General features: G+C 55.2%; 26 protein-coding genes. 3 read left to right on the top strand and 23 right to left on the bottom strand.

Going from position 1 to position 25,799, the window contains the following annotated elements; genetic code table 11:
• Positions 1-4: 4 nt before the first annotated feature.
• The 15 genes from TH30_RS03705 to TH30_RS03635 form a co-directional block, all read right to left on the bottom strand.
• Entirely contained in the window at positions 5-364 is a 360-nt protein-coding gene (locus tag TH30_RS03705; protein ID WP_114096697.1) for an ArsR/SmtB family transcription factor, read from the bottom strand.
• The gene (locus tag TH30_RS03700; protein ID WP_114096696.1) at positions 351-797 is read right to left on the bottom strand and encodes an SRPBCC family protein; all 447 of its coding nucleotides are present in this window, start codon (positions 795-797) and stop codon (positions 351-353) included. The genes TH30_RS03705 and TH30_RS03700 overlap by 14 nt, the downstream gene beginning before the upstream one ends.
• Before the next feature lie 198 nt (positions 798-995).
• Positions 996-1,616: an urease accessory protein UreG gene (gene ureG, locus TH30_RS03695; RefSeq protein ID WP_114096695.1), complete on the bottom strand. Its 621-nt coding sequence runs from the start codon at positions 1,614-1,616 to the stop codon at positions 996-998.
• Positions 1,613-2,323, bottom strand: coding sequence for an urease accessory protein UreF (locus tag TH30_RS03690; RefSeq protein ID WP_114096694.1), 711 nt, complete (start codon positions 2,321-2,323; stop codon positions 1,613-1,615). Before TH30_RS03690 ends, ureG begins: the two co-directional genes overlap by 4 nt.
• Complete coding sequence (locus TH30_RS03685) at positions 2,313-2,936, bottom strand: urease accessory protein UreE (RefSeq protein ID WP_114096693.1); 624 nt, start codon at positions 2,934-2,936, stop codon at positions 2,313-2,315. The genes TH30_RS03690 and TH30_RS03685 overlap by 11 nt, the downstream gene beginning before the upstream one ends.
• Before the next feature lie 13 nt (positions 2,937-2,949).
• Entirely contained in the window at positions 2,950-4,662 is a 1,713-nt protein-coding gene (gene ureC, locus TH30_RS03680; protein WP_114096692.1) for an urease subunit alpha, read from the bottom strand.
• 15 nt (positions 4,663-4,677) lie between these two features.
• The gene (locus TH30_RS03675; RefSeq protein ID WP_101245282.1) at positions 4,678-4,983 is read right to left on the bottom strand and encodes an urease subunit beta; all 306 of its coding nucleotides are present in this window, start codon (positions 4,981-4,983) and stop codon (positions 4,678-4,680) included.
• A gap of 12 nt (positions 4,984-4,995) precedes the next feature.
• On the bottom strand, positions 4,996-5,298 hold the full coding sequence (locus TH30_RS03670) for an urease subunit gamma (protein ID WP_114096691.1): 303 nt from the start codon (positions 5,296-5,298) through the stop codon (positions 4,996-4,998).
• Positions 5,299-5,325: 27 nt separating this feature from the next.
• Positions 5,326-6,201 (bottom strand): urease accessory protein UreD, encoded by an 876-nt coding sequence (locus TH30_RS03665; protein WP_258548594.1) that lies wholly within the window; start codon positions 6,199-6,201, stop codon positions 5,326-5,328.
• A gap of 233 nt (positions 6,202-6,434) precedes the next feature.
• Positions 6,435-7,130, bottom strand: a complete 696-nt coding sequence (gene urtE, locus TH30_RS03660) for an urea ABC transporter ATP-binding subunit UrtE (protein ID WP_114096689.1) — start codon at positions 7,128-7,130, stop codon at positions 6,435-6,437.
• 12 nt (positions 7,131-7,142) lie between these two features.
• Positions 7,143-7,943 (bottom strand): urea ABC transporter ATP-binding protein UrtD, encoded by an 801-nt coding sequence (urtD, locus tag TH30_RS03655; protein WP_443082630.1) that lies wholly within the window; start codon positions 7,941-7,943, stop codon positions 7,143-7,145.
• Positions 7,940-9,115: an urea ABC transporter permease subunit UrtC gene (gene urtC / locus TH30_RS03650; protein ID WP_181850144.1), complete on the bottom strand. Its 1,176-nt coding sequence runs from the start codon at positions 9,113-9,115 to the stop codon at positions 7,940-7,942. Before urtC ends, urtD begins: the two co-directional genes overlap by 4 nt.
• Before the next feature lie 3 nt (positions 9,116-9,118).
• Positions 9,119-10,747: an urea ABC transporter permease subunit UrtB gene (urtB, locus tag TH30_RS03645; RefSeq protein WP_258548593.1), complete on the bottom strand. Its 1,629-nt coding sequence runs from the start codon at positions 10,745-10,747 to the stop codon at positions 9,119-9,121.
• 192 nt (positions 10,748-10,939) lie between these two features.
• Entirely contained in the window at positions 10,940-12,214 is a 1,275-nt protein-coding gene (urtA, locus tag TH30_RS03640) for an urea ABC transporter substrate-binding protein (protein ID WP_114096687.1), read from the bottom strand.
• 336 nt (positions 12,215-12,550) lie between these two features.
• Positions 12,551-13,456, bottom strand: a complete 906-nt coding sequence (locus TH30_RS03635; RefSeq protein WP_258548592.1) for a LysR family transcriptional regulator — start codon at positions 13,454-13,456, stop codon at positions 12,551-12,553.
• Positions 13,457-13,604: 148 nt separating this feature from the next.
• Here TH30_RS03635 and TH30_RS03630 point away from each other — a divergent pair, with 148 nt between their 5' ends.
• The gene (locus TH30_RS03630) at positions 13,605-14,588 is read left to right on the top strand and encodes an MBL fold metallo-hydrolase (protein ID WP_114096685.1); all 984 of its coding nucleotides are present in this window, start codon (positions 13,605-13,607) and stop codon (positions 14,586-14,588) included.
• A gap of 110 nt (positions 14,589-14,698) precedes the next feature.
• Here TH30_RS03630 and TH30_RS03625 read toward each other — a convergent pair whose 3' ends face one another.
• Positions 14,699-15,895, bottom strand: coding sequence for a urate hydroxylase PuuD (locus TH30_RS03625; RefSeq protein WP_114096897.1), 1,197 nt, complete (start codon positions 15,893-15,895; stop codon positions 14,699-14,701).
• Between the two features lie 292 nt (positions 15,896-16,187).
• On the opposite strand from TH30_RS03625, the gene TH30_RS03620 reads away from it, so the two are divergent.
• On the top strand, positions 16,188-17,102 hold the full coding sequence (locus TH30_RS03620; protein ID WP_114096684.1) for a LysR family transcriptional regulator: 915 nt from the start codon (positions 16,188-16,190) through the stop codon (positions 17,100-17,102).
• Between the two features lie 65 nt (positions 17,103-17,167).
• Here TH30_RS03620 and TH30_RS03615 read toward each other — a convergent pair whose 3' ends face one another.
• The 3 genes from TH30_RS03615 to TH30_RS03605 all read right to left on the bottom strand — a co-directional run bounded on the left by TH30_RS03615 (position 17,168) and on the right by TH30_RS03605 (position 20,021).
• Positions 17,168-18,205 carry a histone deacetylase family protein gene (locus TH30_RS03615; RefSeq protein ID WP_114096683.1) on the bottom strand — a complete coding sequence of 346 codons (1,038 nt, stop codon included), beginning with the start codon at positions 18,203-18,205 and terminating at the stop codon, positions 17,168-17,170.
• 78 nt (positions 18,206-18,283) lie between these two features.
• On the bottom strand, positions 18,284-19,453 hold the full coding sequence (locus TH30_RS03610; RefSeq protein ID WP_114096682.1) for a methyl-accepting chemotaxis protein: 1,170 nt from the start codon (positions 19,451-19,453) through the stop codon (positions 18,284-18,286).
• Between the two features lie 34 nt (positions 19,454-19,487).
• Positions 19,488-20,021, bottom strand: coding sequence for a PAS domain-containing protein (locus TH30_RS03605; protein ID WP_114096681.1), 534 nt, complete (start codon positions 20,019-20,021; stop codon positions 19,488-19,490).
• A gap of 418 nt (positions 20,022-20,439) precedes the next feature.
• On the opposite strand from TH30_RS03605, the gene TH30_RS03600 reads away from it, so the two are divergent.
• Entirely contained in the window at positions 20,440-20,802 is a 363-nt protein-coding gene (locus TH30_RS03600) for a hypothetical protein (protein WP_114096680.1), read from the top strand.
• 68 nt (positions 20,803-20,870) lie between these two features.
• On the opposite strand, the gene TH30_RS03595 is transcribed toward TH30_RS03600, so the two are convergent.
• The 4 genes from TH30_RS03595 to TH30_RS03580 form a co-directional block, all read right to left on the bottom strand.
• Positions 20,871-21,938, bottom strand: a complete 1,068-nt coding sequence (locus TH30_RS03595) for a BMP family ABC transporter substrate-binding protein (RefSeq protein WP_114096896.1) — start codon at positions 21,936-21,938, stop codon at positions 20,871-20,873.
• Between the two features lie 234 nt (positions 21,939-22,172).
• The gene (locus TH30_RS03590) at positions 22,173-23,093 is read right to left on the bottom strand and encodes an ABC transporter permease (protein ID WP_114096679.1); all 921 of its coding nucleotides are present in this window, start codon (positions 23,091-23,093) and stop codon (positions 22,173-22,175) included.
• On the bottom strand, positions 23,093-24,172 hold the full coding sequence (locus tag TH30_RS03585) for an ABC transporter permease (protein WP_114096678.1): 1,080 nt from the start codon (positions 24,170-24,172) through the stop codon (positions 23,093-23,095). The genes TH30_RS03590 and TH30_RS03585 overlap by 1 nt, the downstream gene beginning before the upstream one ends.
• The gene (locus tag TH30_RS03580; RefSeq protein ID WP_258548604.1) at positions 24,159-25,766 is read right to left on the bottom strand and encodes an ABC transporter ATP-binding protein; all 1,608 of its coding nucleotides are present in this window, start codon (positions 25,764-25,766) and stop codon (positions 24,159-24,161) included. The genes TH30_RS03585 and TH30_RS03580 overlap by 14 nt, the downstream gene beginning before the upstream one ends.
• Between the last annotated feature and the right edge of the window lie 33 nt (positions 25,767-25,799).

Below are 25,799 nucleotides of genomic sequence, written 5' to 3'. Positions count from 1 at the left end.
ATGCTTAGTCCTGATCGCCTTCGACAAAGGTTTTAAGCCGCATAAGCGCGGATTCCCACCGTCCGGCAACCTGATCAAGATAGGCGCGCGCCTGCGCAAGCTGTTCGGGGCAAAAGGCATACTGGCTTTCGCGCCCGACCTTTTGACTTTGCACAAGACCCGCCGTTTCAAGAACACGCAGATGCTTGGTCACCGCCTGACGCGTCATATCGGCATCGTCAGACAGTGCCGAGATCGAACGCGGCTTGCCATCCGCCAGACGATCAAAGATCGCCAACCGTGTCGGATCGCCCAAAGCGGCAAACATGACCGAAAAACCACGGTCATGCTTGCCATATGCAGGATTATGTTCAGTTTTCGACATGTTTCTTGATGTTTTCCAACTGGGCGCCCCAGCCATGTGTATTGGCCCGCAACGCATCAGCAATGCGATGGGGTGGCAGATTGTCAAATCCGGTTTCGCGCACCCGAACCGATGTCTGACCATCAGATTCTTCAAGCCAGAATTCGACAAGTGTTTCGGGTTCACCGCTGTAATCCACATCCGGATCAACCGCATATGGATGCCATGTATAGGCGAAATAGGATGGTTCCTCCATCGCCTTGATCGTGGAGTTCCACGGTACGTGGGTAAAACCTTCGATGGTGATCTTGCCCGAAGATACCTTGCCCACCTTAAACGGTCCCTCGATATTGATCCCGAACCAAGCGCCGAATTCCTTTGAATCGGTCAGGGCCTTCCAGACACGTGAACGGGACGCTTTGATTTCAATCGACTTCTCAATGGTATTTGACATAACGCAACCTCCTGGTTGCATTTAACCTGCCAGAAGACTTCCAGTTATGCAACCGAAAAGTTGCATTTAAATTTTGAACCCAAAATGCACAAACGCCCGACCGTCTCCGGCCGGGCGATGCGTGCTCCCGTCATCCTTGGGTCAGTGCCGCTGTCAATGCAACTGGCAAGCCCGTGCAGCTTTCCTTATATCCCCATATCAGGATGCTGCGGATTGGCGGAGCCCCCCTGTCTCGATGATGAAATTCTTGACGTCTTCAAGACCGTCCATGGCCTTGAGATTGGTAAACAGGAACGGACGATCGCCGCGCATTTTCCTGGCATCGCGGTCCATCACGCCCAGATCGGCCCCGACCAGTGGTGCCAGATCGGTCTTGTTGATCACCAGCAAATCGGATCGCGTAATGCCCGGCCCGCCCTTGCGCGGGATTTTGTCGCCTGCCGAGACGTCGATGACGTAAATCGTGATATCGGCAAGCTCCGGCGAGAAGGTGGCCGACAGGTTATCCCCGCCAGACTCGATAAAGATCGCCTCAAGCCCGGCATGCTTGGCCGCCATGTCTTCGACCGCTGCCAGATTGATCGACGCGTCTTCGCGAATGGCCGTATGCGGGCAGCCACCGGTTTCAACACCGGCAATACGATCTGCTGCCAGTGCACCCGAACGGGTCATGAATTCGGCGTCTTCGCGGGTATAGATATCATTGGTGATGGCCGCGATATTGAATTCATCGCGCATGGCCTTGCACAGGCGCTCCAGAAGTGCGGTTTTGCCCGAGCCAACCGGCCCACCAATTCCGATACGAAGGGGAGAGCTCATGATCTAAATAGCCTCGTATATTGGGTTTCGTGTTTCATCGATGTCCAGTCAACAAGCGGCGCCGCAGCACCGAGATCAGACAGATCAGCGCTCATCGCATGATCAACGGCAATCGAAACTGCCTGATCAAGGGATGACAGGGACCGGACACCATCGGTCTGACCAAGCGGCACAAGACGCACCGCACTGGAAACAAGGTTTGCCGCCATGGCATGCAAATAGGCGGTCAAGGCATCCTGCAATGGCACTTTGACCTCTGCGGCCGCAATGCCCACGGCCACCGGATAGGACGGTAAGCGATCATCGCCACGCATGCGGCTGGCCCAGCGCGTCAGAACACCCTCGCCCCAGACCTTTTCAACGGTCGAGACAAAGGCACGCCCCTGCGCGGTTGCCTCCAACGCCATTTCAGATGTGCCGCGCCAGCAATCGGCCTCAACGCCGATGTCAAACAGGGCTTCTTCCTCGCCTGCAAGGGCCGCACGCCATGCTGCACAGAACAGCACCGCATCAATCCGCCCGGCCCCGAATTCCAATACCCCTTCAACCCAGTGGATCAGCGTATTGGCCGAGCTGACCCGACCGTCTTCCACCGCATATTCCACACCATGGGAATAGGTATAGGCACCGACCGGAAATGACGGACTAAGCCATGTCATCAACCGCATCAATCCAGCGGGGTTAAGGGTCAGGGTTTCAGTGGTCATGCGGTTTCCCTGCGGTATGGACGTGGGAATGGCTGTGATCACCGTGGCTGTGGGAGTGGTTGTGTCCATGACCATGCGAATGACTATGGCCATGCTTGTGATCACGACCATGATCTTCATGATCGAAGTGATCGTTGCCATGGCTGTGACCATGTGCGCCGCCAAGCCCGTGATAGGCCCCGTTCAGCGGATTGAACGGGGCGATTTCCTGGTCGACCACCCCGCCGAGCCCGGTAATCATGTCACGCATCACATGATCATCGATAATGCGCAACCGCCCGTCTTTAAGGACCTCGACCGGGGTATGACGGTTGCCGATATGCCAGGCCAGCTTGGCCGCGGCAATCGGACCGGATGCGGTAATGGTCAATACCGGCTCGTCGGCGGCGCGCACCACAATCACCCCGCCATCGACAAGGCGCAAACGATCCCCGTCCGCCAGACGCACCGCATGCGGCAAATCAAGCAGGAAGGGTTCGCCCGCATCATCCATCAGACGAATGCGCCGGCGGTGCCGATCCGAAAAGGCCAGGGTTACCGTCCCGCGTACCTCCATCAGTTCAGGGGCCGCATCGGAACGATCAACCGGGATATGTTCAATGGCGTGACGCATAAAGCTTATCCGATCAGAACAGGAAGTAACGCTGTGCCATCGGCACAACATCAACCGGCTGACAGGTCAGAAGTTCCCCGTCTGCGGTCACCTGATAGGTTTCCGGATCGACTTCCATGACCGGAAGCGCATCATTAAGCTTCATGTCCTTCTTACCGATATTGCGCGTATTCGATACGGCCAGCAATTCCTTGGAAAGGCCGAATTCGGCGGCAATTCCGGCATCAATGCCAGCCTGTGACACGAACGAGAAACTCGACTTCGCAAGCGCATTGCCATAGGCCCCGAACATCGGGCGGTAATGGACCGGCTGCGGCGTCGGGATCGAGGCGTTCGGATCGCCCATGGCCGCAGCAATAATCATCCCGGCCTTGACCACCATATCGGGCTTGGTGCCAAAGAACATCGGCTTCCAGACGACAAGATCGGCGATCTTGCCAACTTCGATGGAGCCCACATGTGCCCCGATGCCCTGCGCAATTGCCGGGTTGATGGTGTATTTGGCGACATAGCGCTTGGCGCGGAAGTTATCATTCCCCTTGCCCGCATCTTCGGGCAAGGCACCGCGCTGTTTCTTCATCTTGTCGGCTGTCTGCCAGGTACGCGTGATGACTTCACCCACACGGCCCATGGCCTGACTGTCTGACGAGATAATCGAAAACGCGCCAAGATCATGCAGAATATCTTCGGCGGCGATGGTTTCGCGGCGAATACGGCTTTCGGCAAAGGCCACGTCTTCTGGGATTTTCGGATCAAGGTGATGGCAGACCATCAGCATGTCCAGATGCTCGTCAATGGTATTGACTGTAAACGGACGGGTCGGGTTGGTCGAACTTGGCAGAACGTTGGCCTCGCCGCAAAGCTTGATGATGTCTGGTGCGTGCCCGCCACCGGCACCTTCGGTATGGAAGGTGTGAATGGTGCGGCCCTTGAACGATGCGCGGGTATGCTCAACAAAGCCGCTTTCATTGAGCGTATCGGTATGGATCATGACCTGAACATCAAGGTCATCGGCAACCGACAGGCATGTATCAATGGCGGCTGGTGTCGTACCCCAGTCTTCATGAAGCTTAAGGCCACAGGCGCCTGCCTTGATCTGTTCGATCAGCGATCCCGGAAGGGTCGCATTGCCCTTGCCAAAGAAACCGATATTCATCGGAATCCCGTCTGCAGCCTGCAACATCCGGGCAATATGCCAGGGACCGGGCGTACAGGTAGTTGCGTTGGTCCCGGCAGCCGGGCCAGTGCCACCGCCCAGCATGCTGGTCACGCCGGAATAAAGGGCATCTTCAACCTGCTGCGGGCAAATCCAGTGAATGTGGGCATCAATACCGCCAGCGGTAATGATATTGCCTTCGCCCGCGATGATCTCGGTGCCCGGACCGATGATGATATCGACACCGGGCTGCACATCGGGGTTCCCGGCCTTGCCGATCCCGGAGATACGACCACCGGTGATGCCGATGTCAGCTTTGACGATGCCGGTATAATCAAGGATCAGCGCATTGGTGATCACGGTATCAACCGCACCTTCGGCGCGCGTTGCCTGCGACTGGCCCATGCCATCACGGATGACCTTGCCACCACCGAATTTGACTTCCTCGCCAAGGGTGGTGAAGTCCTTTTCGACCTCGATGATCAGGTCGGTATCAGCCAGACGGACCTTATCGCCAACGGTCGGGCCAAACATGGCCGCATAGGATGGACGATCAATTTCATATGCCATGTATCGTTCCCCCGCTTAGAGCTTGCCGTTGATTTTGGCGTTAAAGCCATAGACCGTGCCGGACCCGGCATATTTCACCAGATTGACCTCGCGCGACTGACCCGGCTCAAAGCGCACCGCCGTCCCGGCCGGGATATCAAGGCGAAAACCGCGTGCGGCCTCGCGGTCAAAATCAAGCCCCGGATTGGTTTCATAGAAATGATAATGCGATCCGACCTGCACCGGACGATCACCGGTATTGGCAACCATGATGGTCTTGGTTTCGCGCCCCTCGTTAAGAATGAGGCTGCCTTCCTTGGTAATGATTTCACCTGGAATCATGATAGCGCCTCCTTAGCGAATGGGTTCATGAACGGTCACAAGCTTCGTCCCGTCGGGGAAGGTTGCTTCGACCTGGATTTCGTGGATCATCTCGGCAATGCCATCCATGACCTGATCACGCGAAATCACGGTGGCCCCGTCGCGCATCAGATCGGCAACAGATTTGCCATCACGCGCGCCTTCAACGACATAGTCGGTGATGATCGCGATCGATTCCGGGTAATTAAGCTTTACCCCCCGTGCAAGGCGGTTGCGTGCGACCATGGCCGCAACCGAAACCAGCAGTTTGTCCTTTTCGCGTGGCGTCAAATTCATGCCTGGCTACTCCTTGGATCCACCGTTCTAAATCTCCCACAAACGCGGCAAACGTTCGGGAAGCCCCCTTGTTTTATGGCGGAACTGCTTCCACCATCCGCCATATACCCGGCGCAAATACATCGGATCACGTGCCATAAAGCGCGTGATCACAATTCCCTTCATCGCGGTCGCGGCACACAGGACTTCGCCCTTTGCCAGCCCCGTGGATGCCTGTTCAAGACAGTCGCGCGCCGCATCAAGATGATCTTCTGCCCCATGCCCGACCAGAATGGCCGTGGCATTGGCGCGTGCCCCGTCAAAACCCGCCCCGTGATCCAGAATGCGCAACACATCACCTTCAAGATGAAGCGCGTCACGCCACACCGGGCGCCCTTCAATCGACACATCCCATGCGTCGCGCGCCAATCCGGTTTTGAACACTTCACCCCGTGCCAGACGCCCGAAAACCATCATTTCACCGGACATAACCATGCCTGATCCCGATGCGGCAATGGTTGTCTTGCGACGAAGCCGCGCCTGATCAAACAGGATGCTTTCGTGAGGCAACCATTCAAGCCAGCCCCCATCTTCAACCGTCAGATCAACCGACATCTCGCAATCGGGCCCGACCGAGCGGTAAATCTTTTCGGCGGCCTGTGCGGTAAAAAGTGCGGATGCGCCAGCCTCGACCTTGCCGGCAAATGCCAGTTTGTCGCCGCCGACCATGCCGCCAGATGTCGTTACCAGCACCGCCGTCGAAAGGTCCCCGGCCACCGGGCGCGGAAACAGGATTTTCATCGGGTCGCGGTAATAAAGATGATCAAGGGCGGCATGCCCGCCCTGATGGGCAGGACCGGAACCCTGACGGAATGTCACCTCTGCGCGGCCATCAGTAATGATGCGCGCGGGCGTTCCGGTCATTTGGGCATCTGCATTTTGGGCTGCAGATATCGGGGTTTCGAGTTTACGAAGCTGCACTAGGCCACCTGATCAATGAGGTCCCGTTATTGGGCCTGATACCGTTTTCCGGTAATTCCAAGGGGCGTAACAGCAAGATACGGGCCAACCATCAAATCCATGCCGGAACACGGATTTTGATGGCTATTGGTCTGATCAATCACGTGAAAGTTGCGCAAATTTTTGGCAAATGCTGATCAAACAGTCAGATAGGCCCGCACTTTTTCACGATCAAGCGTGTCCTTGGCACCGGACAGAACGACCTCGCCGCGCTCAAGAACAACAATCTCGTCGGCCAGTTCGTGGGCGAATTCGAAATATTGCTCGACCAGCAGGATCGCCATGTCACCGCGATCGGCCAGCTGTTTGATAACGCGCTGAATATCCTTGATGATCGAGGGCTGAATACCCTCGGTCGGCTCATCCAGAACCAGCAACCGGGGGCGCGTCACAAGCGCGCGCCCGATAGCGAGTTGCTGTTGCTGTCCCCCTGAAAGGTCACCACCACGCCGGCCCAGCATGTCACGCAGAACCGGGAACAGTTCAAAAATCTCGTCGGGGATATGGCGCATGGCACGCGGAAGTGCAGCAAACCCGGTTTCAAGATTTTCCTTCACGGTCAAAAGCGGAAAGATTTCGCGACCCTGCGGGACAATGGCAATCCCGTTGGCCGACCGCCGCCATGACGGATCGCGCGAGATATCCTTGCCTTCCCATTTGATATTGCCTTCGGTAATCGGATGCTGGCCGACAACCGCGCGCATCAACGACGTTTTGCCAACCCCGTTACGACCAAGAACAGCGGTTACCTTGCCGGTTTCGGCACTGAGCGACACTTTACGCAGGGCATGGGACGCGCCATAGAACAGATCAATATTGCTGACATCGAGCATGTTTTGGCTCCCCTAGCGACCGAGATAAACTTCAATGACCCGCGGGTCTTTCTGCACATGATCAAGCCGCCCTTCGGCCAGAACCGACCCTTCGTGCAGAACAGTTACCTTGCAATCAAGGTCGCGGACAAATTCCATGTCATGCTCGACCACAACGACTGAATATTCCTTGGCAATCGTGCGCAGAAGCTTTGCCGTTTCCTCGGTTTCGGAATCGGTCATCCCGGCAACCGGCTCATCGACCAGAAGCAATTCAGGCTCCTGCATCAAAAGCATCCCGATCTCAAGCCACTGTTTCTGGCCATGCGAAAGGTTGGCGGCCATTTCATCGCGCTTGTCTTCAAGCATGATGGTGATCAGGGTCTTTTCGATCTTGGTTTTTTCGGCTGCGCTTAAGCGATGGAACAGTGCCTGAAACACGCCGCGCCCGCCGGAACAGGCCAGAAGCAGATTGTCAAAAACCGTATGACTTTCAAACACGGTCGGCTTCTGGAACTTGCGCCCGATCCCCAGATTGGCAATCTCGGCCTCGTCGAGCTTGGTCAAATCGATCTCGCTTTTAAATAAAACATCGCCGGTATCAGGGCGTGTTTTACCCGTGATGATATCCATCATCGTCGTCTTGCCCGCCCCGTTCGGGCCAATGATCGCGCGAAGCTCGCCCGGTTCGACATAGAATGACAGGTTGTTCAGGGCACGGAACCCGTCAAAGGTCACCGAAACCCCGTCGACATAAAGAATGGTTTCCGCCCGTGCCGATTTGACCTGCGGCTCGTCCGAGGCATTTGTTTCCATGACAGCTGCTTCGCTCATGCCTTGCCTCCTTCATTTGCGCGGCGTTTTCGCCAGGTCGTTAACAACGATTGCCGGTCCGCCGCCCCGAATGCCGGAACCGCACCGATCACCCCTTTTGGCAGGAACAGGGTCACAGCAATGAACAAACCACCCAGGAAGAACAGCCAGAAGTCCGGCATAACCCCGGTAAAGAAGGTCTTGGCATAGTTGACGATAAAGGCACCAAGTACTGCACCATAAAGCGTGCCGCGCCCGCCAACCGCGACCCAGATGACGATTTCAATCGACAATGCCGGGGCAAATTCACCCGGATTGATGATACCAACCTGCGGAACATAAAGTGCACCGGCAATGCCCGCCATCACGGCCGACACGGTAAAGACAAACAGCTTGTAATATTCAACCCGGTAACCGGTGAAACGCACCCGGCTTTCCGCATCGCGAATGGCAATCAGAACCTTGCCCAGACGCGACTGGGTAATACCGCGCGCCACGATATAACACGCCCCGAGAAACACACAGGACGCCACAAACAAGCCGGCACGCGTGCCATCCGATTGCAACGAGAAACCAAGCAAATCCTTGAAATCGGTCAGACCGTTATTCCCGCCAAAGCCCATGTCATTGCGGAAGAAGGCCAGCAGAAGCGCATAGGTCATCGCCTGTGTGATGATCGAAAGATAAACCCCCGTCACGCGCGAACGGAATGCAAGGAAACCAAACACAAAGGCCAGAAGTCCCGGTACAAACATCGCCATGACAATGGCAAACCAGAACATGTCAAAGCCGTACCAGTACCAGGGCAGTTCCTTCCAGTTCAGGAACACCATGAAGTCCGGCAGGATCGGATCGCCATAAACCCCGCGATCCCCGATCTGACGCATCAGATACATCCCCATCGAATAGCCACCCAGCGCAAAGAACGCGCCATGCCCCAGCGACAGGATGCCACAGAAACCCCAGATCAGATCAACGCTGAGCGCCAGAAGCGCATAGCACAGATATTTCCCCAAAAGGCTGAGCATCCAGGTCGGCACATGGAAGGCCGATCCTTCGGGCACCAGAAGATTGCCCATCGGCACAAGGATCGCCGCAGCAATCAGGATGGCCAGAAGGATCATGCCGCCACGATCTTGCAGGAGCCAGCCAACAACCGGCGTCATTTTGTATTTTTGACGATAATCGGTCATGGATCAGGCCTCCACCGCGCGGCCCTTAAGGGCAAAGAGCCCCTTGGGTCGTTTCTGGATAAACAGGATCAGCGCAATCAGGACAAAGATCTTGGCAAGAACTGCACCCGCCACCGGCTCAAGGAACTTGTTGACGATACCAAGGCTGAATGCGCCAAGCACCGTCCCCCAAAGGTTCCCGACCCCGCCAAACACGACCACCATGAAACTGTCGATGATATAGGTCTGACCAAGGTTCGGACTGACGTTTGAAATCTGGCTGAGTGCCACACCGGCAATCCCGGCAATTCCCGAGCCCAGACCAAAAGTCAGTGCATCGACATATCCGGTACGAATGCCGACCGATCCGGCCATGCGACGGTTCTGGGTGACCGCGCGCATCTGAAGCCCGAAGGCAGTATATCGCAGCACCGCGGCAATGCCCGCCACCACGATCACACTGAACAGGATAATCCAAAGCCGGTTATAGGTCAGAACGAGACCGGTCGAGAATTCAATCGCCCCGCTCATGAAATCGGGTGCGGTAACCTGCTGGTTGGTTGCCCCGAAAATCGAACGAATGGCCTGTTGCAACACAAGACTGACGCCCCATGTCGCAAGCAGCGTCTCAAGCGGCCGACCATACAGGAAGCGGATCACACAGCGTTCGATTACAACACCTACCGCACCCGCGACCAAAAAGGCCGCAGGCACCGAAATTGCCAGTGACCAGGCCGAACCAGATGGCAGGAACGGTGCCAGTGCCTGCTGCACCACAAAGGTGGTATAGGCGCCAATCATGATCATTTCGCCGTGCGCCATATTGATGACACCCATCACACCAAATGTGATGGCAAGCCCGACCGCGGCCAGCAACAGAACAGAACCAAGGCTGATACCGCGATAAACATCGCCGACCGTCTGCCATGTCGACAGACGCCGCTCGACAGATTCAAGTGCATCCTTTGCCGCTTCGACGACTTCCGGCTGATACCCTTCGGCTTCGGCACTGGCGACAAACTGCGACAGAACAGCACGAATTTGCGGTGTGGTTTCACTGGCAAGAACAAGGATCGCCGCCAGACGTTCATCCGTTGTTTCCCCGGCTGCCAAGGCCATGGTGGCCTCGGCCAGTTGCATCCTGGCCAACAGGGTTTCATCTTCTTCACGGTCAATGGCGCGCAAAAGCAGCGGCAACATCGCCGGGTCCCGGGCATCCATGATCTGCTCGACTGCTGCGGTTCGCACCGCAAGGTCCGGGCTAAACAGGTTCAGGGTCGCCAAGGCGTCGCGCAGCGCACCGCGCAAACGGTTATTCACCTTGATCTTGGAAAGTTCCTTGGAACTGCTTTCACCGGATTCTTCGCCACTGACGATGTCGATATGGGTGTAAACCTTGCCCTTTTTGGTGGCGATGACGACATGCTCGTCACTGTCACGCACATAAAGATCACCATCAAGCATCGCCTTAAGGATCGGAGCGACGCGCGGATCGCCATCAGCGGCCATCTGTTCGATCACGGCAACCTTTGTGGTCGCACTTTTATCATTAAGCTGTTCGGCAATATTTCGAAGTTCTTCGTCGCTGAATGCCTGCGCCATGTTGGGTGCGACAGTCACAAACGCCATCAGGCATGCAAGCACAGCAATCATTTGGACCGCCGCACATCTTGCCTTGCTCGCGAAGAACGGAGAACGGCGCAGCACTGAAAAAATGTCATTGCGCATGATCACCAAACCTTTGAATTCAAACTGGAAAATTAGCTAAAGAAAGGATCAGGCATAAAAGTCGCCTGATAAAGAACGGGCCGGTCGCGCAAGCACGACCGGCCCATCCGGAACCAATTAGTACATCGGTTTTTCACAGTTGCCGCAGACCCACGGATAGGTCCAGTCGGCGGTCAGCTTTGCGCTTTCCGGAAGGAAGTCCGACCATGCATCGCCAACGACGGTGCCTTCGGTTTCCCAAACGATGTCAAACTGGCCATCATCCTGGACTTCACCGATCAGAACCGGCTTGGACAGGTGATGGTTGGTGTTCATGACAGCAACACCGCCGGTCAGGTTGGCAACTTCCTGGCCATACATTGCCTGGCGAACGGCATCAACATCGGTGGTACCAGCCTGTTCGACAGCCTGTTTCCACATGTTGAAGCCGATATAGGTTGCTTCCATCGGGTCGTTGGTTACGCGTTTTTCATCGCCGATGAATGCATGCCATTTTTCGATGAAGGCAGCATTGGCATCGGACTCGACCGACTGGAAGTAGTTCCAGGCAGCAAGGTGACCAACGAGCGGCGCGGTATCAATACCAGCCAGTTCTTCTTCACCGACCGAGAATGCAACAACCGGAATGTCTTCGGCCTTGATGCCCTGGTTGGCGAGTTCCTTGTAGAACGGAACGTTCGCATCACCGTTAATGGTCGAAACAACGGCGGTTTTCTTGCCAGCAGACGCGAATGCTTTTACATCAGCAACAATCGACTGCCAGTCGGAGTGACCGAACGGGGTGTAGTTCTCCATGATGTCTTCATCGGAGATACCCTTGCCGTTCAGATACGAACGCAGGATTTTGTTGGTCGTACGCGGGTAGACATAGTCAGTGCCCAGAAGAACGATACGCTCTGCACCACCACCATCTTCGCTCATCAGGTAATCAACAGCCGGAATGGCCTGCTGGTTCGGAGCGGCACCGGTATAGAATACGTTGCGCGAGCTTTCCTCGCCTTCATACTGAACCGGATAGAACAGCATGCTGTTCAATTCTTCAAAGACCGGCAGAACCGATTTACGCGAAACCGACGTCCAGCAACCGAAAACAACCGAAACCTGATCTTTTTCGATCAGTTCGCGTGCTTTTTCAGCAAACAGCGGCCAATCGGAAGCCGGGTCAACAACAACAGCTTCAACCTGCTTGCCCAGCAGACCGCCATTCTTGTTCAGATCGTCAACCAGCATCAGGACAGTGTCCTTCAGCGTGGTTTCGGAAATCGCCATCGTACCGGAGAGAGAATGCAGCACACCAACTTTGATGGTATCTGCTGCCTGTGCGGCTGACATGGCCATTGCCGACCATGCCATGGCCCCAGCGCCAACGAGCGCTTGAAGCTTCTTATTCATTTATAGCCTCCACTGCGAGTTTATTGCACCGCAGTGATACTTGCTAAAACCGTGCCAGATTCTTTCGGCAGTAGAATAAAATCAAGAATCGCCGGTTTTCCACGCAATATGCGTCTATTTTACAGCCGGTTTAGGGAGAATATTTGCGCAAACTGCATTTTGTATGATTATTTTTCAATCATAGATTAAATAATGAACATTTTTTAATCACATTGACGCCGCAATCTTTGCCGCTTATCTGAGGGACAGAAGTTTTGCTGCCACTGCGATTATTGCACCACAATTCTCCCCGTCGGGAGCAGCTTCTCGCCTCGCCGGTTTTCCGGCGAGGCGTTATTATTCCGCAGCCAGCGTGACACGATCCGGGGCAATCGAATCAATCACGGTCCGGATCTGATCGCGCAACCACACAAGTCCGGCATCCTTGTCCGTCCAGATCGCCCAGTTCATGGTCACAGGCGGGAACATGACATCAATCGGCATCGGACAGAAAGACAACCCGAATAACGGCGCATACTGATTGGCGATCCGGCATGGTACGGTTGCAACAACCGGGCTGTTGCGGGCCGCGGCAAGAAGCGGCATGAAATCGGGTGCTGCCAAAACCACATTCAGATCAATGCCAAGCCCCTGCAAGGCAACACCAACACATCCGGCAACATTTTCGGTCTGCGACAGCACCGCATGGCGCGATGCCAGATATTCCGCACGCGATACCGGAGCACTCAAACCGGTCAACTCCGGATTGAAACAGCATGCGACCTCGGAATTAAACAGCACTTCGCCGTGATATCCCGATTGCAATTGGCTTTTGCAGCCAATTGCCAGATCAATCTCGCCATTATTGATCATGTTATCAACATTGTCCGACGTGATCGGCCGGCTCAGGATCTTGATTCCCGGTGACACGCCCTGCAAATGACGGAGCAATTCCGGCAAAAGGATCATTTCCATTTCGCCGGTTACACCCAGACGAAAAAGCCGTTCGGCCTTGGCCGGATCAAAACAATCCGTTGCCTGAAGCGCATTTTGCGCCTGAGACAGCGCCGTGCGTACTGGTCCTGCCAGCGCCCGCGCCTTCGCCGTCGGTTGCATTTTTTGTCCGACACGCACAAACAATTCATCGGCCAGCAACATGCGCAGGGTCGACAAATTGTGGCTCATCGCCGATTGACCAATGCGCAGCTTCTCTGCCGCCTTGGTCACGCTCATCTCTTGCATCATTGCGTCAAACGCAATCATGAGATTGAGATCAAAAGACCTTAAATTGAAATGATCAATATTATCCATGACTGGCATCGATTTGATTACTGACTGAGCCCACTATAGCTTTTCCCCAGAAGCTTACAACCCGCTGGTTCCCCACCAGCATGATTTGAGGGAAAAGAAAATGTTATCACGTCGCGAAATACTTAAAGGGACGCTTGCCGCTGGTGCCGTCGGTGCAATCGGCAGCACGGTTTTCATCCCGCTTGCCGCCAAGGCAAAAGCCCCGCTTGTCGGCACACAGGCCCCCGGCTATTACCGCCTGATGGTCGGCGATATCGAAGTCACGGCCCTTTCTGATGGCACCGGCCTGTTTCCGATGGCCGATCTTTACGTCAACACCACGCCCGAACAGGCACGCCTTGCCCTTGCCAATGCATTTCAGGGCACGCCAACCCGTCTTTCGGTCAATGCCTATTTGCTGAATTTCGGTGATCGGCTGGTACTCCTTGATGCCGGCAGCAGCGATCTGATGGGGCCGGCACTGGGCAAGCTTCCGGCCAACATGATCGCATCGGGCTATCATCCCGATCAGGTTGATGATGTCGTGATCACCCATATTCACCCCGATCACACGGGTGGCCTGATGCTGGGTGGCAACAAGGTCTTTCCCAATGCAACAGTTCACGTGCCCGAAGCCGACAAGGCCTTCTGGCTGAGTGCCGAGAACAAGGCAAATGCCCCCGAGGACACCAAGGGCTTCTTTGATCAGGCGGTCGCCGCCCTGACACCCTACATCGATAGCGGCAAACTCGAACAGTTCGCAGCCGATGCCCCGGCCATTCCGGGCATGGTCAATACAACGTCCCGTCCCGGCCACACGCCGGGTCACAGCGCACTCTGGATCGAAAGCAAGGGCGAGAAGTTTGTCTATTGGGGCGACATCACCCATGGCGATGTGGTGCAATTTGACGATCCCAATGTTGCCATTGCCTTTGATGGCGATACCAACATGGCCATCAAATCCCGCGAGGCTGCCTTTGCCGAAGCGGTAAAGGAAAAGTATCTGGTGGCCGGATGTCACATTGCTTTCCCGGGTATCGGTCACGTCCGCGAGGACGAAACCATGTATGACTGGGTGCCAATGAATTACCGCGCGGACGTCTAGGGCCACAAACTGATCCCCCAGCCCCGCTGGCCCTGATCAGCACGGTACGCAAAAGGGCGGCCGCATCACGCGACCGCCCTTTCTGCTGAATAACCGGGAAAGGAAAGAACCTATTCCGGCATGCCCGCACGGATCCACTGCCCAAGCTGGGCACGCTCCTCGTCGGTCATTTCTGTCATATTGCCAAGTGGCATGGCGCGTCCGATGACAGCCTGCGCCAGAATGCGCTGCGCATTGGCTTCGATCTGGGCAATATCATCAAACATCACCCCCGCCGGAGCTTCGTCAAACCCTTCATCGCGCGGATTGGCCGAATGACAGCTGGTGCAACGGGTTTGCACAATTGCCAATGCGTGATCCCGGCTAATGATGTCCTCATCTGCAAGCTTGATCGCTTTCGGATCATAAGATGCAAACATCGCAAGAATGGCCATGCCTAGGGCTGCTGCTGGCAACTGCCAGACAATCGCCTTGCCCGTCCCGCCAGCATTGCGCGTGTTAAAGAAATGCCGCACCAGCCCACCAATAATCAGGATCAAGCCGACAATCACCCATGACTGATCATGGGAAAACAGCATCGAATAATGGTTGCTGATCATCATCAGCAAAACCGGCAGTGTCAGATAGTTGTTATGGGTTGAGCGCTGCTTGGCCTGAAGTCCCAGTTTCGGATCGGGCTTCTCGCCCGCCATCAGGCTTGCGACCACCTTTTTCTGGTTCGGGATGATGATGCGAAACACGTTGGCAGCCATGATTGTACCAATCATCGCCCCCACATGGATAAAGGCACCACGACCGCTAAACACGTGGGTAAACAGATAGCTTGCGACCATGATCAGAATGAAAAGGGCGACCGCAAGTGTATCGGTGCGCTTGCCGATCGAACTTTTGCAGATAATGTCGTAAATCACCCAACCGGCAAACAGGCTGCCAAGACCAATCAGGATCGCATCCATCTTGCTCAGCGCCAGAACGCTCGGGTCAATCAGATAGCTTTCCGCACTCCAGTAATACATCGTCACCAAAAGTGCGAAGCCGGTAATCCAGGTAAAATAGGCCTCGTATTTGAACCAGTGCAGTTCGGGTGGCATGGTGCTAGGTGCGACCATCCATTTATTGACATGGTAAAACCCGCCGCCATGGACCATCCATGCTTCGCCATAGACGCCTTCATCCATGCCCGGACGCTTGCGCAAGCTCAGATCAAGCCAGACGAAATAGAACGAAGACCCGATCCAGGCGATGCCCGTAATCAGATGCGCCCAGCGCAGGATCAGATTGATCCAGTCCTGAAACAGAATATCCACGGTGTCTGAAACCTCCGTCTCGCCCGGCAGCAGGTCATGTTTCGCTGCGCGCGGGCCGCCCCTCTGATGGTCGTAATCCGGTCCGCATATCCCCATGCAGTCCGGAACCATTCAAATCAATCTCTTATCTTCTCCTAACATAGGCGTCCCACCGCCTCTATTATTAAGGGGTCGAGCATAATCGAAATGACTTTCAAACCATTCTTTAAAATGGCACAGTCCCAACTCTGAAATTGAATATAGAACGATAATAAACGCCAGAATTCACGTCACGTCAGGAGCTTCCCGCACCATGTCCGACTTTGAGGACATCCAGATTTTTGTCCGCGTTGCCGAACTGGGCAACCTTTCTGCTGCAGGCCGCGAGCTTCGCCATTCAGCAGCCGTCGTCTCGAACCGGATTGCCCGCCTTGAAGAACGCCTTGGTGTAAGGCTCCTTAACCGCACCACGCGCCGCGTCAATCTGACAACAGAAGGCGACGTTTATTACCGCCATTGCCTGCGCATTCTCAGTGAAATGCAGGAGGCCGAAAACGCCATTGCCAATCAGAAAAACACCACACGCGGTCCCGTAACGCTGACCTGCCCGGTGGCATTTGGCAATAAATATGTCGCGCCGATTATTCCGAAATTCGTCGAAAAGAACCCGGATGTGCAGATACGCCTGCATCTTTCCGACCGGCTTCTTGATCTGTTGCAAGACAAGGTCGACCTTGCCATCCGCATTGCCGAGCTTAAGGAAAGCTCGCTGATCGTGCGCAAACTTGCCAGCAATAAACGCATGCTGGTCGCAAGCCCGGATTATCTTGAAAAGAACGGCACGCCAAAGGTTCCCTCTGACCTGATGAACCACAATTGCCTGCTTCTGCGTTTTCCGGGCTCGCGTCAATATCAATGGACACTAACCGGCCCCGGTGCGGATGACGCCCCAGCAACCCTTGCTGTTTCCGGCTCGATGGATTCAGACAATGGCGAAGTCCTGACCCGCTGGTGCCTTGATGGCCATGGCATTTCCCTGAAATCACACTGGGAAGTCGGCGATTATATTCGCGAAGGCAGGCTTAAGGTCGTCTTGCCCGACTATCAGCCACCGTCACATGCGGTCTATACGCTTTATCCGGAAAACCGGTATTTGCCGACCCGCGTGCGCGCCTTTGTTGATTTTCTGGTATCCGAATTCGGTGGCACGCCACCGTGGGAGCGATAACACCCAAAACAAAACGCCCCGGCAATTTGCACGGGGCGTTTTCGATTTGGTCACGATCCGGGGAATCAGCGTTTGGCCTGATCCAGATATCCCGACAGAACGGCTGCAACATTCAGCCCGATGACGTCATGGGCATAACCGCCTTCCATGACGAAAACGGTCTTAAGTCCCAACCGCCCGATCATCTGACCGATCCGGTTGAAATCATCGGTCTGGAGTTTGAAGTCACAGATCGGCTCTGCTTCATGGGCATCGACACCCAGCGCAATCACAAGGGCTTCTGGCTGCCAGGTGACGATCTTTTGCATCGCCTTGGCAAAACCCTGTCCCCAGGCCCCGAAATCACTGCCACCGGAAAGCGGGATATTCAGGTTCGCGCCCTGCCCGTCATTGCGACCGGTTTCATTGGCATAGCCCATGAAGAACGGGAACTGGTGGGTCGGATCGGCATGGATCGAAATCGTCAGAACGTCGCCACGCTCATAGAAAATATCCTGCGTACCGTTGCCGTGATGGTAATCGATATCAAGGATCGCGACCTTTTTTGCGCCCTTGGTAATCATCTGCTGGGCAGCAATGGCGGAATTATTCAGGAAGCAATAACCGCCATAACGGTTGGCATGGGCATGATGCCCCGGCGGGCGGGTCAGGGCAAAGGATGCTTCGCCATCATTCCATGTGGCATCCGCCGCCGAGGTGACGGTCTGCGCCCCCCAATAGGCCGCCTTCCACGTACCTGAGGTGATCGGGGTGTCGCTTGAAATGGCAAACTGCCCCAGACGCGCACTGATATGTTTGGGATGACCACCGGAAAAACCTGCCGTCGGCCAGACATAGGGAAAGGCATCACCGCTTTTTCCGGCCTTAGTCCATTCGTCCCAGGCCGTTTCGATGAAATCAAGATAATCAATGTCGTGAATGGCGCGGATGGGGTCCATGCCGTGGTCGGCCGGATCAACCAGCTGCGCCTTGACCGCATGGGCAACCGCATCTCGAATAATCGGAATGCGCCGGGCATTTTCAAAACAGGGCACCATCCGTCCATGATGCATTTCGCCTGCCCCGTCATGGGCATCATGACGGGAATTAAAGAAGACGCGCATGGCCCCGTTTCCTTGTCTCAAGAAGACCGCAAGGCGTCAGGATTGACCCCCTGCCTATGTGTTGCCCCGCGAAAGCGGCTATTTCTTGGCGGTGTAAAGAAGCTTCTCGATGGTATCAAGAAAGCCGCCCAGATGCTTGCGCAGATTTTCCGATTGCTCTGCCAGACGCCCGGCCATATCGCGCGTGGTATCGGCAGCAACACCGGTGCGCCCGGCCATATCCGAAACGACGGTGATATTATCGGTGACTTCCTGCGCACCGCTTGATGCCTGCTCGACATTGCGCGTGATGTTTGACGACAGGTTGGCCTGCGTTTCGACATTGCCCGAAATCGTATCGGAACGAACGGCAAGATCATCAATCACGCCGGCAATTTCGCGGATCGCGCCAACCGATTGCTCGATCGCGTTCTGGATATCCTGAACTTTTTCCTCGATGCTTTCAGTTGCCTTGCTGGTCTGGTTGGCAAGACCCTTGACCTCGTTGGCAACAACGGCAAAGCCCTTGCCCGCTTCACCGGCTCGCGCAGCTTCGATGGTCGCGTTCAGCGCCAGAAGGTTGGTCTGGGCCGCAATATCACGAATGAAGCTGACAACTTCGACAATCTCGCCTGCGGCTGCTTCCAACTCGCCGATACGGCCATCGGTTTCCTGGGCAAGACCATTTGCACGATTGGCAATTTCAACCGACTCCCGGGCCTGCTCCGACACTTCGCGGATCGACCGGTTAAGTTCTTCGGACGCCGACGAAACCTCGGTCACGTTGCTTGCTGTCTGGCGCGCAGCCGCCGCGACATTGGTCGAACGTGTGCTGGTTTCATGGGCAATGGTATTGGCTTCGCCCGATGCATCGGCAAGGGCGGAAGCCGCATGGGCGATATCATCAACAGCCGCGAACGAGCCACTTTTGAATTCACCAAGGATTTCCGAGAAACCGGAAAGCTTCTGTTCAATCGAGGCGGTTGCCGCATTGATGCGCTTGGCTGATGACAGATATTCACCAACAAGGCCGGTCTCGACAATACGGCGATAGTAACGGTTTTCCGACACAGCGCCCATTGATGCCGCACTTTCGCGCAGGAAAGCATCATTGCGGTCGATTAACCGGTTGATCGCGATAAACAGGTCACGCATGTCGGGATGACTGTCGACATTGGTAATACGGGCTTCGTAATTACCATCAGCGGCTGCCAGAACAACGTCCAGCGCCTTTTTGATACCTGTTTTCGAACCACCAAATATCGCCATTGCGAACCTCTAACCTTCGATTTGGGATGCGCCCCTAGAGACCTTGAATATATTGATCATATGCCACACCGGCATCCGAGAGTTTCCGGGCAAGCGCGTCATAGGCGGCATTCATGCCTTCCTTGCGATTGCTGGTGCTCTCCTCGATCTTGCGGAGCTCCGCATAAAGCGGAATAATTTTGTCACTCAGAACCTTGGGATCGGCGACCCGGCGGTTCGAATGGTATCCGATCACCTTGTGATTGGCGTCGAATGTCGGCGTTACGTGGGCATAGACCCAGTAATGGTCGCCCTTCTTACCCATATTCAGCACATAGGCAAAGATCTCTTTGCCCGAACTGATATGATCCCAAAGCAACTTGAAAATGCAGCGCGGCATATCCGGATGGCGGATCATTGAGTGCGGTTGACCAAGAACTTCTTTCTCGGTGTAGTCCGACAACCGAAGAAACACCTCGTTAGCATAGGTAATATGACCTTTAAGGTCGGTTTTGCTAACAATCAGCTCTTCTGGCTTGAAATGGCGCTCCTTTCCGGATGGTTGCACGCCCGAACGCTTCTCGCTCACCTTGTCACCCCGTATGGTCTTTTTTCTGCTGCACTCACGCCTGACATGCAATCAGACTCGGCAGTTCCATTATCATGCAAGCATAGTTCAGCGAAGAAAAAATGTAAATTTTTCATACTCTTCAATCAGAAGTACCGGTCTTGCTTCTAACAATAATTACAAACTGATCTGAGCTGACCGTCCAATTGCCAAGGCTGAAACCATTCGAATATCTTAAAATCATTACATATCGAACCAATATATTAAGCCCGCCCTCCACAAAATTAGCAGGCCGGCACAGAACCACAAGATCCACCAGGGTGATATGCATCTCAGCCTGCAACTGAAAAAAAACAGGACAAAGTGATCCGCCCATCGCAAAATTGCGAAACGACTCGGTCTATTGTCTTGTTATCAGTGGCGACTTCAGGAAAAACACATGCCGCAAGATCTTCGGAACTTTCCGTTTCGCGTGGTCATTCACGAGCGACATTCCGCCCAGGGGGTGCTGGACTGGCTCGACAAGAATGTCCGAAGCGATATGTGGACCATGGGCATTCGCAATATCGAACTGCCCCGGTCAGACCAGTCGGCCCCCTTTGTCGATATGGTGATCTATTTTGCCCGTCGCGATGACATGGAACTGTTTCGCGAACGCTGGGCAGGCAAGGCGCGCGAAAACAAGGTCAAGCTGCATGGCTGGCGTGCGGCGATCTATGCCCTGCTTCATCCCCGCACGGAAATGGTCGCCTATGAGAAGTCCGAAGCACCAAGCCGTATCCGCCCGAAAAAAACCTCATAAGAAAAGCCCCGCGCAAGCAAATGCACGGGGCTTCGTCTCAGCCGATCTGTAAAGATCGGTAATCCGGCTTATTTCGGCAGTTCGGCATCAATGCCCTTGATGTACCAGTCCATGCCAAGCAGCATGCCATCATCAGCAACTTCGCCTTCTTTCACACGCAGTTCGCCTGCCTGATCATAGATCGGGCCGGTGAACGGGTGGAATTCACCCGAAGAAATTTTGGCTTCGGTTGCTTCTGCCAGTGCTTTTACGTCGTCAGGCATGTTGGTGTACGGTGCCATGTCGACCATACCGCTGTCGATGCCGCCCCAAGTGTCGATCGACGTCCAGGTGCCGTCAGCAACGGCCTTGGCGCGTTCGACATAATATTTGTCCCAGTTATCAACAATCGCGGTCAGCTGAGCTTTCGGCGCGAACTTGATCATGTCAGAAGCCTGACCGAAACCAAGAACGCCACGGTTTTCAGCAACCTGAAGCGGTGCCGGGCTGTCGGTGTGCTGAACCATGATGTCAGCACCCTGGTCGATCAGCGCCTTGGCAGCGTCGCCTTCCTTGCCCGGATCATACCAGGTGTTCGCCCAGACGATTTTCACTTTGACGTCCGGGTTCACCGACCATGCGCCCATCATGAACGAGTTAATGCCACGGACAACTTCCGGAATCGGGAAGGAACCGACATAACCAACGATGTTCGACTTGGTCATTTTACCGGCGATAACGCCAGCAACATAACGGCCTTCATAGAAACGTGCAGCATAGGTCGACAGGTTGTCGGCACGCTTGTAGCCGGTTGCATGTTCGAACTTCACGTTCGGGAACTGCTTGGCAACCTTTTCGGTCGGGTTCATGTAACCGAACGAGGTGGTGAAGATCAGGTTATGGCCGGTCTGGGCCATCTGACGGATCACGCGCTCGGCATCGGCACCTTCCGGAACGCTTTCGACATAGCTGGTCGAAGCGGCATCGCCAAGCTCGGCTTCGATGGCCTGACGACCGATGTCATGGCGATAGGACCAGCCATGGTCACCAATCGGACCAACATAGACAAAACCGACTTTAACGTCTTCGGCCTGGGCGGTACCCATGCCGGTTGCGAGGGCACCAACAGCTGCAACAGCAGCAATCGTGCGCTTCATGAACTTTGCATTCATTCGTAGAGGTCTCCCTGTTAATCAGCAGATCAGGATTTAAACACAATCCACTAAGCAATCAATGACACGTTCACACCGAAACCAAGACTCAGTCAAACCGATCACACTTCTGATCGATTAGCTTCAATCGACTTGTGTGAGTTTTGGTCCGGTATGATCTTTCCTCCCGATGGGCCGGAACATCATTTGGCGTGTTCCGGTCCCCCAAGCAGACCGGCCCTAATGGGCCGGCCGGAACGCCTGACCGATACAGGCAGGCGCATTCAGTCTGATTTTCGCACGGTCACTGGAAATAATCACCAGCACGATAATCGTCGCAAGATATGGCAGCATCGACATGAACTGGCTGGGCACATGAATGCCCGCACCCTGTGCATGAAGCTGCATCACCGAAATCAGGCCAAACATATAAGCCCCGGCCAGCAAACGGCCCGGACGCCAGGTCGCAAACACCACAAGTGCCAAAGCAATCCAGCCACGACCGGCTGTCATGTTTTCAGCCCACATCGGCGTATAGGACAGCGAAAGATACGCACCGCCAAGACCGGCCATCGCCCCGCCAAACATCGTGGCAAGGTAACGGATCTTGATCACGGAATAGCCGATGGCATGGGCCGAATGATGCGAATCCCCGACCGCCTTAAGGACAAGACCCGCGCGCGATTTTGCAAGGAACCAGCCAACCCCGATCACAACCGCGATCGAAAGATAGACCAGAAAATCCTGCCCGAACAGGATCGGACCGATGATCGGAATGGCGCTAATACCCGGAATCGAAAGACCCGGCAGCGGCTCAATCGCAAAACCGACGAATTTCGACCCGACCAGGGCCGAAAACCCGATCCCGAAAATGGTCAGCGCCAAGCCCGTCGCCACCTGATTGGCCATCAGCGTCAGGGTCAGAAACGCAAAGATCAGCGACATCAAAACACCGGCAATGACGGCGGCAGCAATCCCAAGGATCGCCGATCCACTTGAGGCAGTCACCGCAAAACCGGCAATCGCACCGACCAGCATCATGCCTTCAACGCCAAGGTTCAGAACCCCGGATTTTTCGGTGATCAATTCACCTGACGCCGCAAGCAAAAGCGGGGTCGATGCGGTAATCACTGTCAGAGTAAAGGGAACAAGCCATTCCATTATGCGGTTCTCCCTTTGGCCGCGATTGAACCGAAACGAATGCGATATTTGGTCAGAACGTCACAAGCCAGCAGGAAGAACAGCAAAATCCCCTGGAAAAGACCTGTGACCGCATTGGGCAGACCAAGCGTAATCTGGGCAAGCTCGCCGCCAAGATAGGTCAGCGCCATGATCAGCCCCCCGAACAGAATTCCCACCGGATGCAACCGGCCAAGGAAGGCGACAATGATCGCAGTAAAGCCATAACCGGGCGAAATGGACGGCTGCAACTGACCAATCGGACCGGAAACCTCGAACAAACCGGCCAGACCGGCAAGTGCACCGCCCAGCAAAAGGGTAAACCAAACCATGCGTTTCTGACGGAAACCGACATGGCGGGCAGCCTGCGGGGCCTTGCCGACAACCCGCAGCTGGAACCCGATCACGGATTTTGACAGCAACAGCCATCCGGCAATCACGACAAACACCGCAACCGCCGTACCAAGATGGACACGCGTGCCGTCATAAATGATCGGAAGCAGCCCGGCATCCGGGAACGGACGTGATTCCGGGAAGTTGAACCCTTCGGGGTTACGCCAGGGCCCATGCACAAGGAAGCTCAGGAACAGTGTTGCGACATAGGTCAGCATCAGGCTGGTCAAAATTTCATTGGCATTGAATTTGGTGCGCAGCAATGCCGGGATTGATGCCCAGAACGCCCCGCCAATCGCGCCAAGCACAAACATCGCCGGCAGCAAAAGCAGGCTTTCACTGTCATGGAAATAAAGGGCAAGACCACCACCAAAGATCGCCCCCATGGTCAGCTGGCCTTCGGCACCGATGTTCCAGACATTGGCCCGGAACCCCATGGCAAGACCAACCGCAATGATCACAAGCGGCGTTGCCTTCACAAACAGCTCGGAAATCCCATAGCTGTTATTGATCGGCAGGATGAAGAACGTATAAAGCGCGTCGAACGGGTTCTTGCCCAGAAAGGCAAAAATGATCCCGCCAACGACCAGCGTCATGAAAATTGCCAGAACCGGCGACAGATAAACCATCGCCTGTGAATGCTGACGACGGGGTTCAAGCCTGACCAACGCGACCTCCTTCTAATGCAGTGTCGTTCGCCGGGGTGGCGTTGCCATCAAGATCATGAAGGCCCCCCATCAACAGACCAATTTCTTCGATGCTGACATCGGCCATCGGGCGCGGTTTGGACATCTTGCCTTCTGACATCACCACGACCGAATCACAAATGGCAAAAATCTCGTCCAGATCCTGCGAAATCACCAGAACCGCAGTTCCCTTCGCCGCCAGATCAAGCAACGCCTGATGAATGGCGCTGGCTGCACCGGCATCCACACCCCAGGTCGGCTGGGAAATCACCAGAACGCCCGGATCCTGAAGGATCTCGCGACCGACGATGAATTTCTGAAGGTTGCCGCCCGAAAGCGATCCGGCCTCGGCCCCCGAACCGGTGGTGCGGACATCAAATGTCTTGATGATGTTATCGGCAAAGGACCTTGTCGGGACTTCGCGGATCAGGCCGCGTGCGGCAAGCGCCATACGGCGAAACGCCGTCAGGAACCCGTTTTCCGAAAGACTCATATCCGGAACGGCACCGTGACCATTACGTTCTTCGGGAACGAATGCCGCGCCAAGGCGACGACGGCGACGCGGACCGAAATGGGCAACCGACGTGCCATCAATCTTGATGCTGTCAGGTGCGGCTTCATGTTCGGTTTCACCGGCCAGTGCCTGAAACAGTTCGTTCTGACCATTACCGGCGACACCGGCAACACCCATGATCTCGCCACCACGCACCTTGAGACTGATATTCTTAAGATGCGTGCCAAATTGCTCGTCACTGATCAATGACAGGTCGGAAACTTCAAGTCTGACATCGCCAAATTCGCGATCCTTGCCCCGGTCAGGTGCCGTCAGTTTCTGGCCGATCATCATTTCAGCCATCGATTTCGCGGTTTCCTCGCGCGGGTCACATCCGCCGACCACCTTGCCGCCGCGCAAAACCGTCGCGCGCTGGCACAGGGCTTTCACTTCATGCAGCTTGTGGCTGATATAAAGGATCGCACAGCCTTCATCGGCCAGACGACGCAGCGTCTCAAACAGCTTTTCGACTTCCTGCGGGGTGAGAACCGAGGTCGGCTCATCAAGAATAAGCAGCTTGGGATTCTGCAACAGACAGCGCACGATTTCGATGCGCTGACGTTCACCGACCGAAAGCGTATAGACATGACGATCAGGATCAAGCGGCAGGCCATAGGTCTTTTCGACCTCAATCACTTTCTGACGCAGCACGGCCATATCGCGCACATCATTCATCGCAAGCGCGATGTTCTCGAGCACGGTCATGGTTTCAAACAGTGAGAAATGCTGGAACACCAGACCAACGCCCATTTCACGCGCATCATGCGGACTATGGATCGTAACCGGCTTGCCTTCCCAAAGCAGTTCGCCCTGATCGGCCTGAAGCACGCCATAAATGATTTTCACAAGCGTACTTTTGCCTGCGCCGTTTTCACCGAGCAGCGCATGGATTTCGCCAGGCTCGATACGGAAACTGATATCGTCATTGGCCAGACAGCCCGGAAAGGCCTTGGTCACACCGCGCACTTCCAACTGCGCAGGTGCCGCCCCCTTCATTGCTTCTGCCCCGGCATCACCGGTCATTGACGTCACTGTTGCCACCCCTATTTAGCGATA

The sequence above is a fragment of the Thalassospira profundimaris genome, from assembly GCF_003326795.1.
In the GTDB taxonomy this organism is placed as follows: Bacteria; Pseudomonadota; Alphaproteobacteria; order Rhodospirillales; family Thalassospiraceae; genus Thalassospira; species Thalassospira profundimaris_C.
Note: the sequence above shows the minus strand (reverse complement) of the source record. Positions and strands in the feature narration are given on the sequence as shown.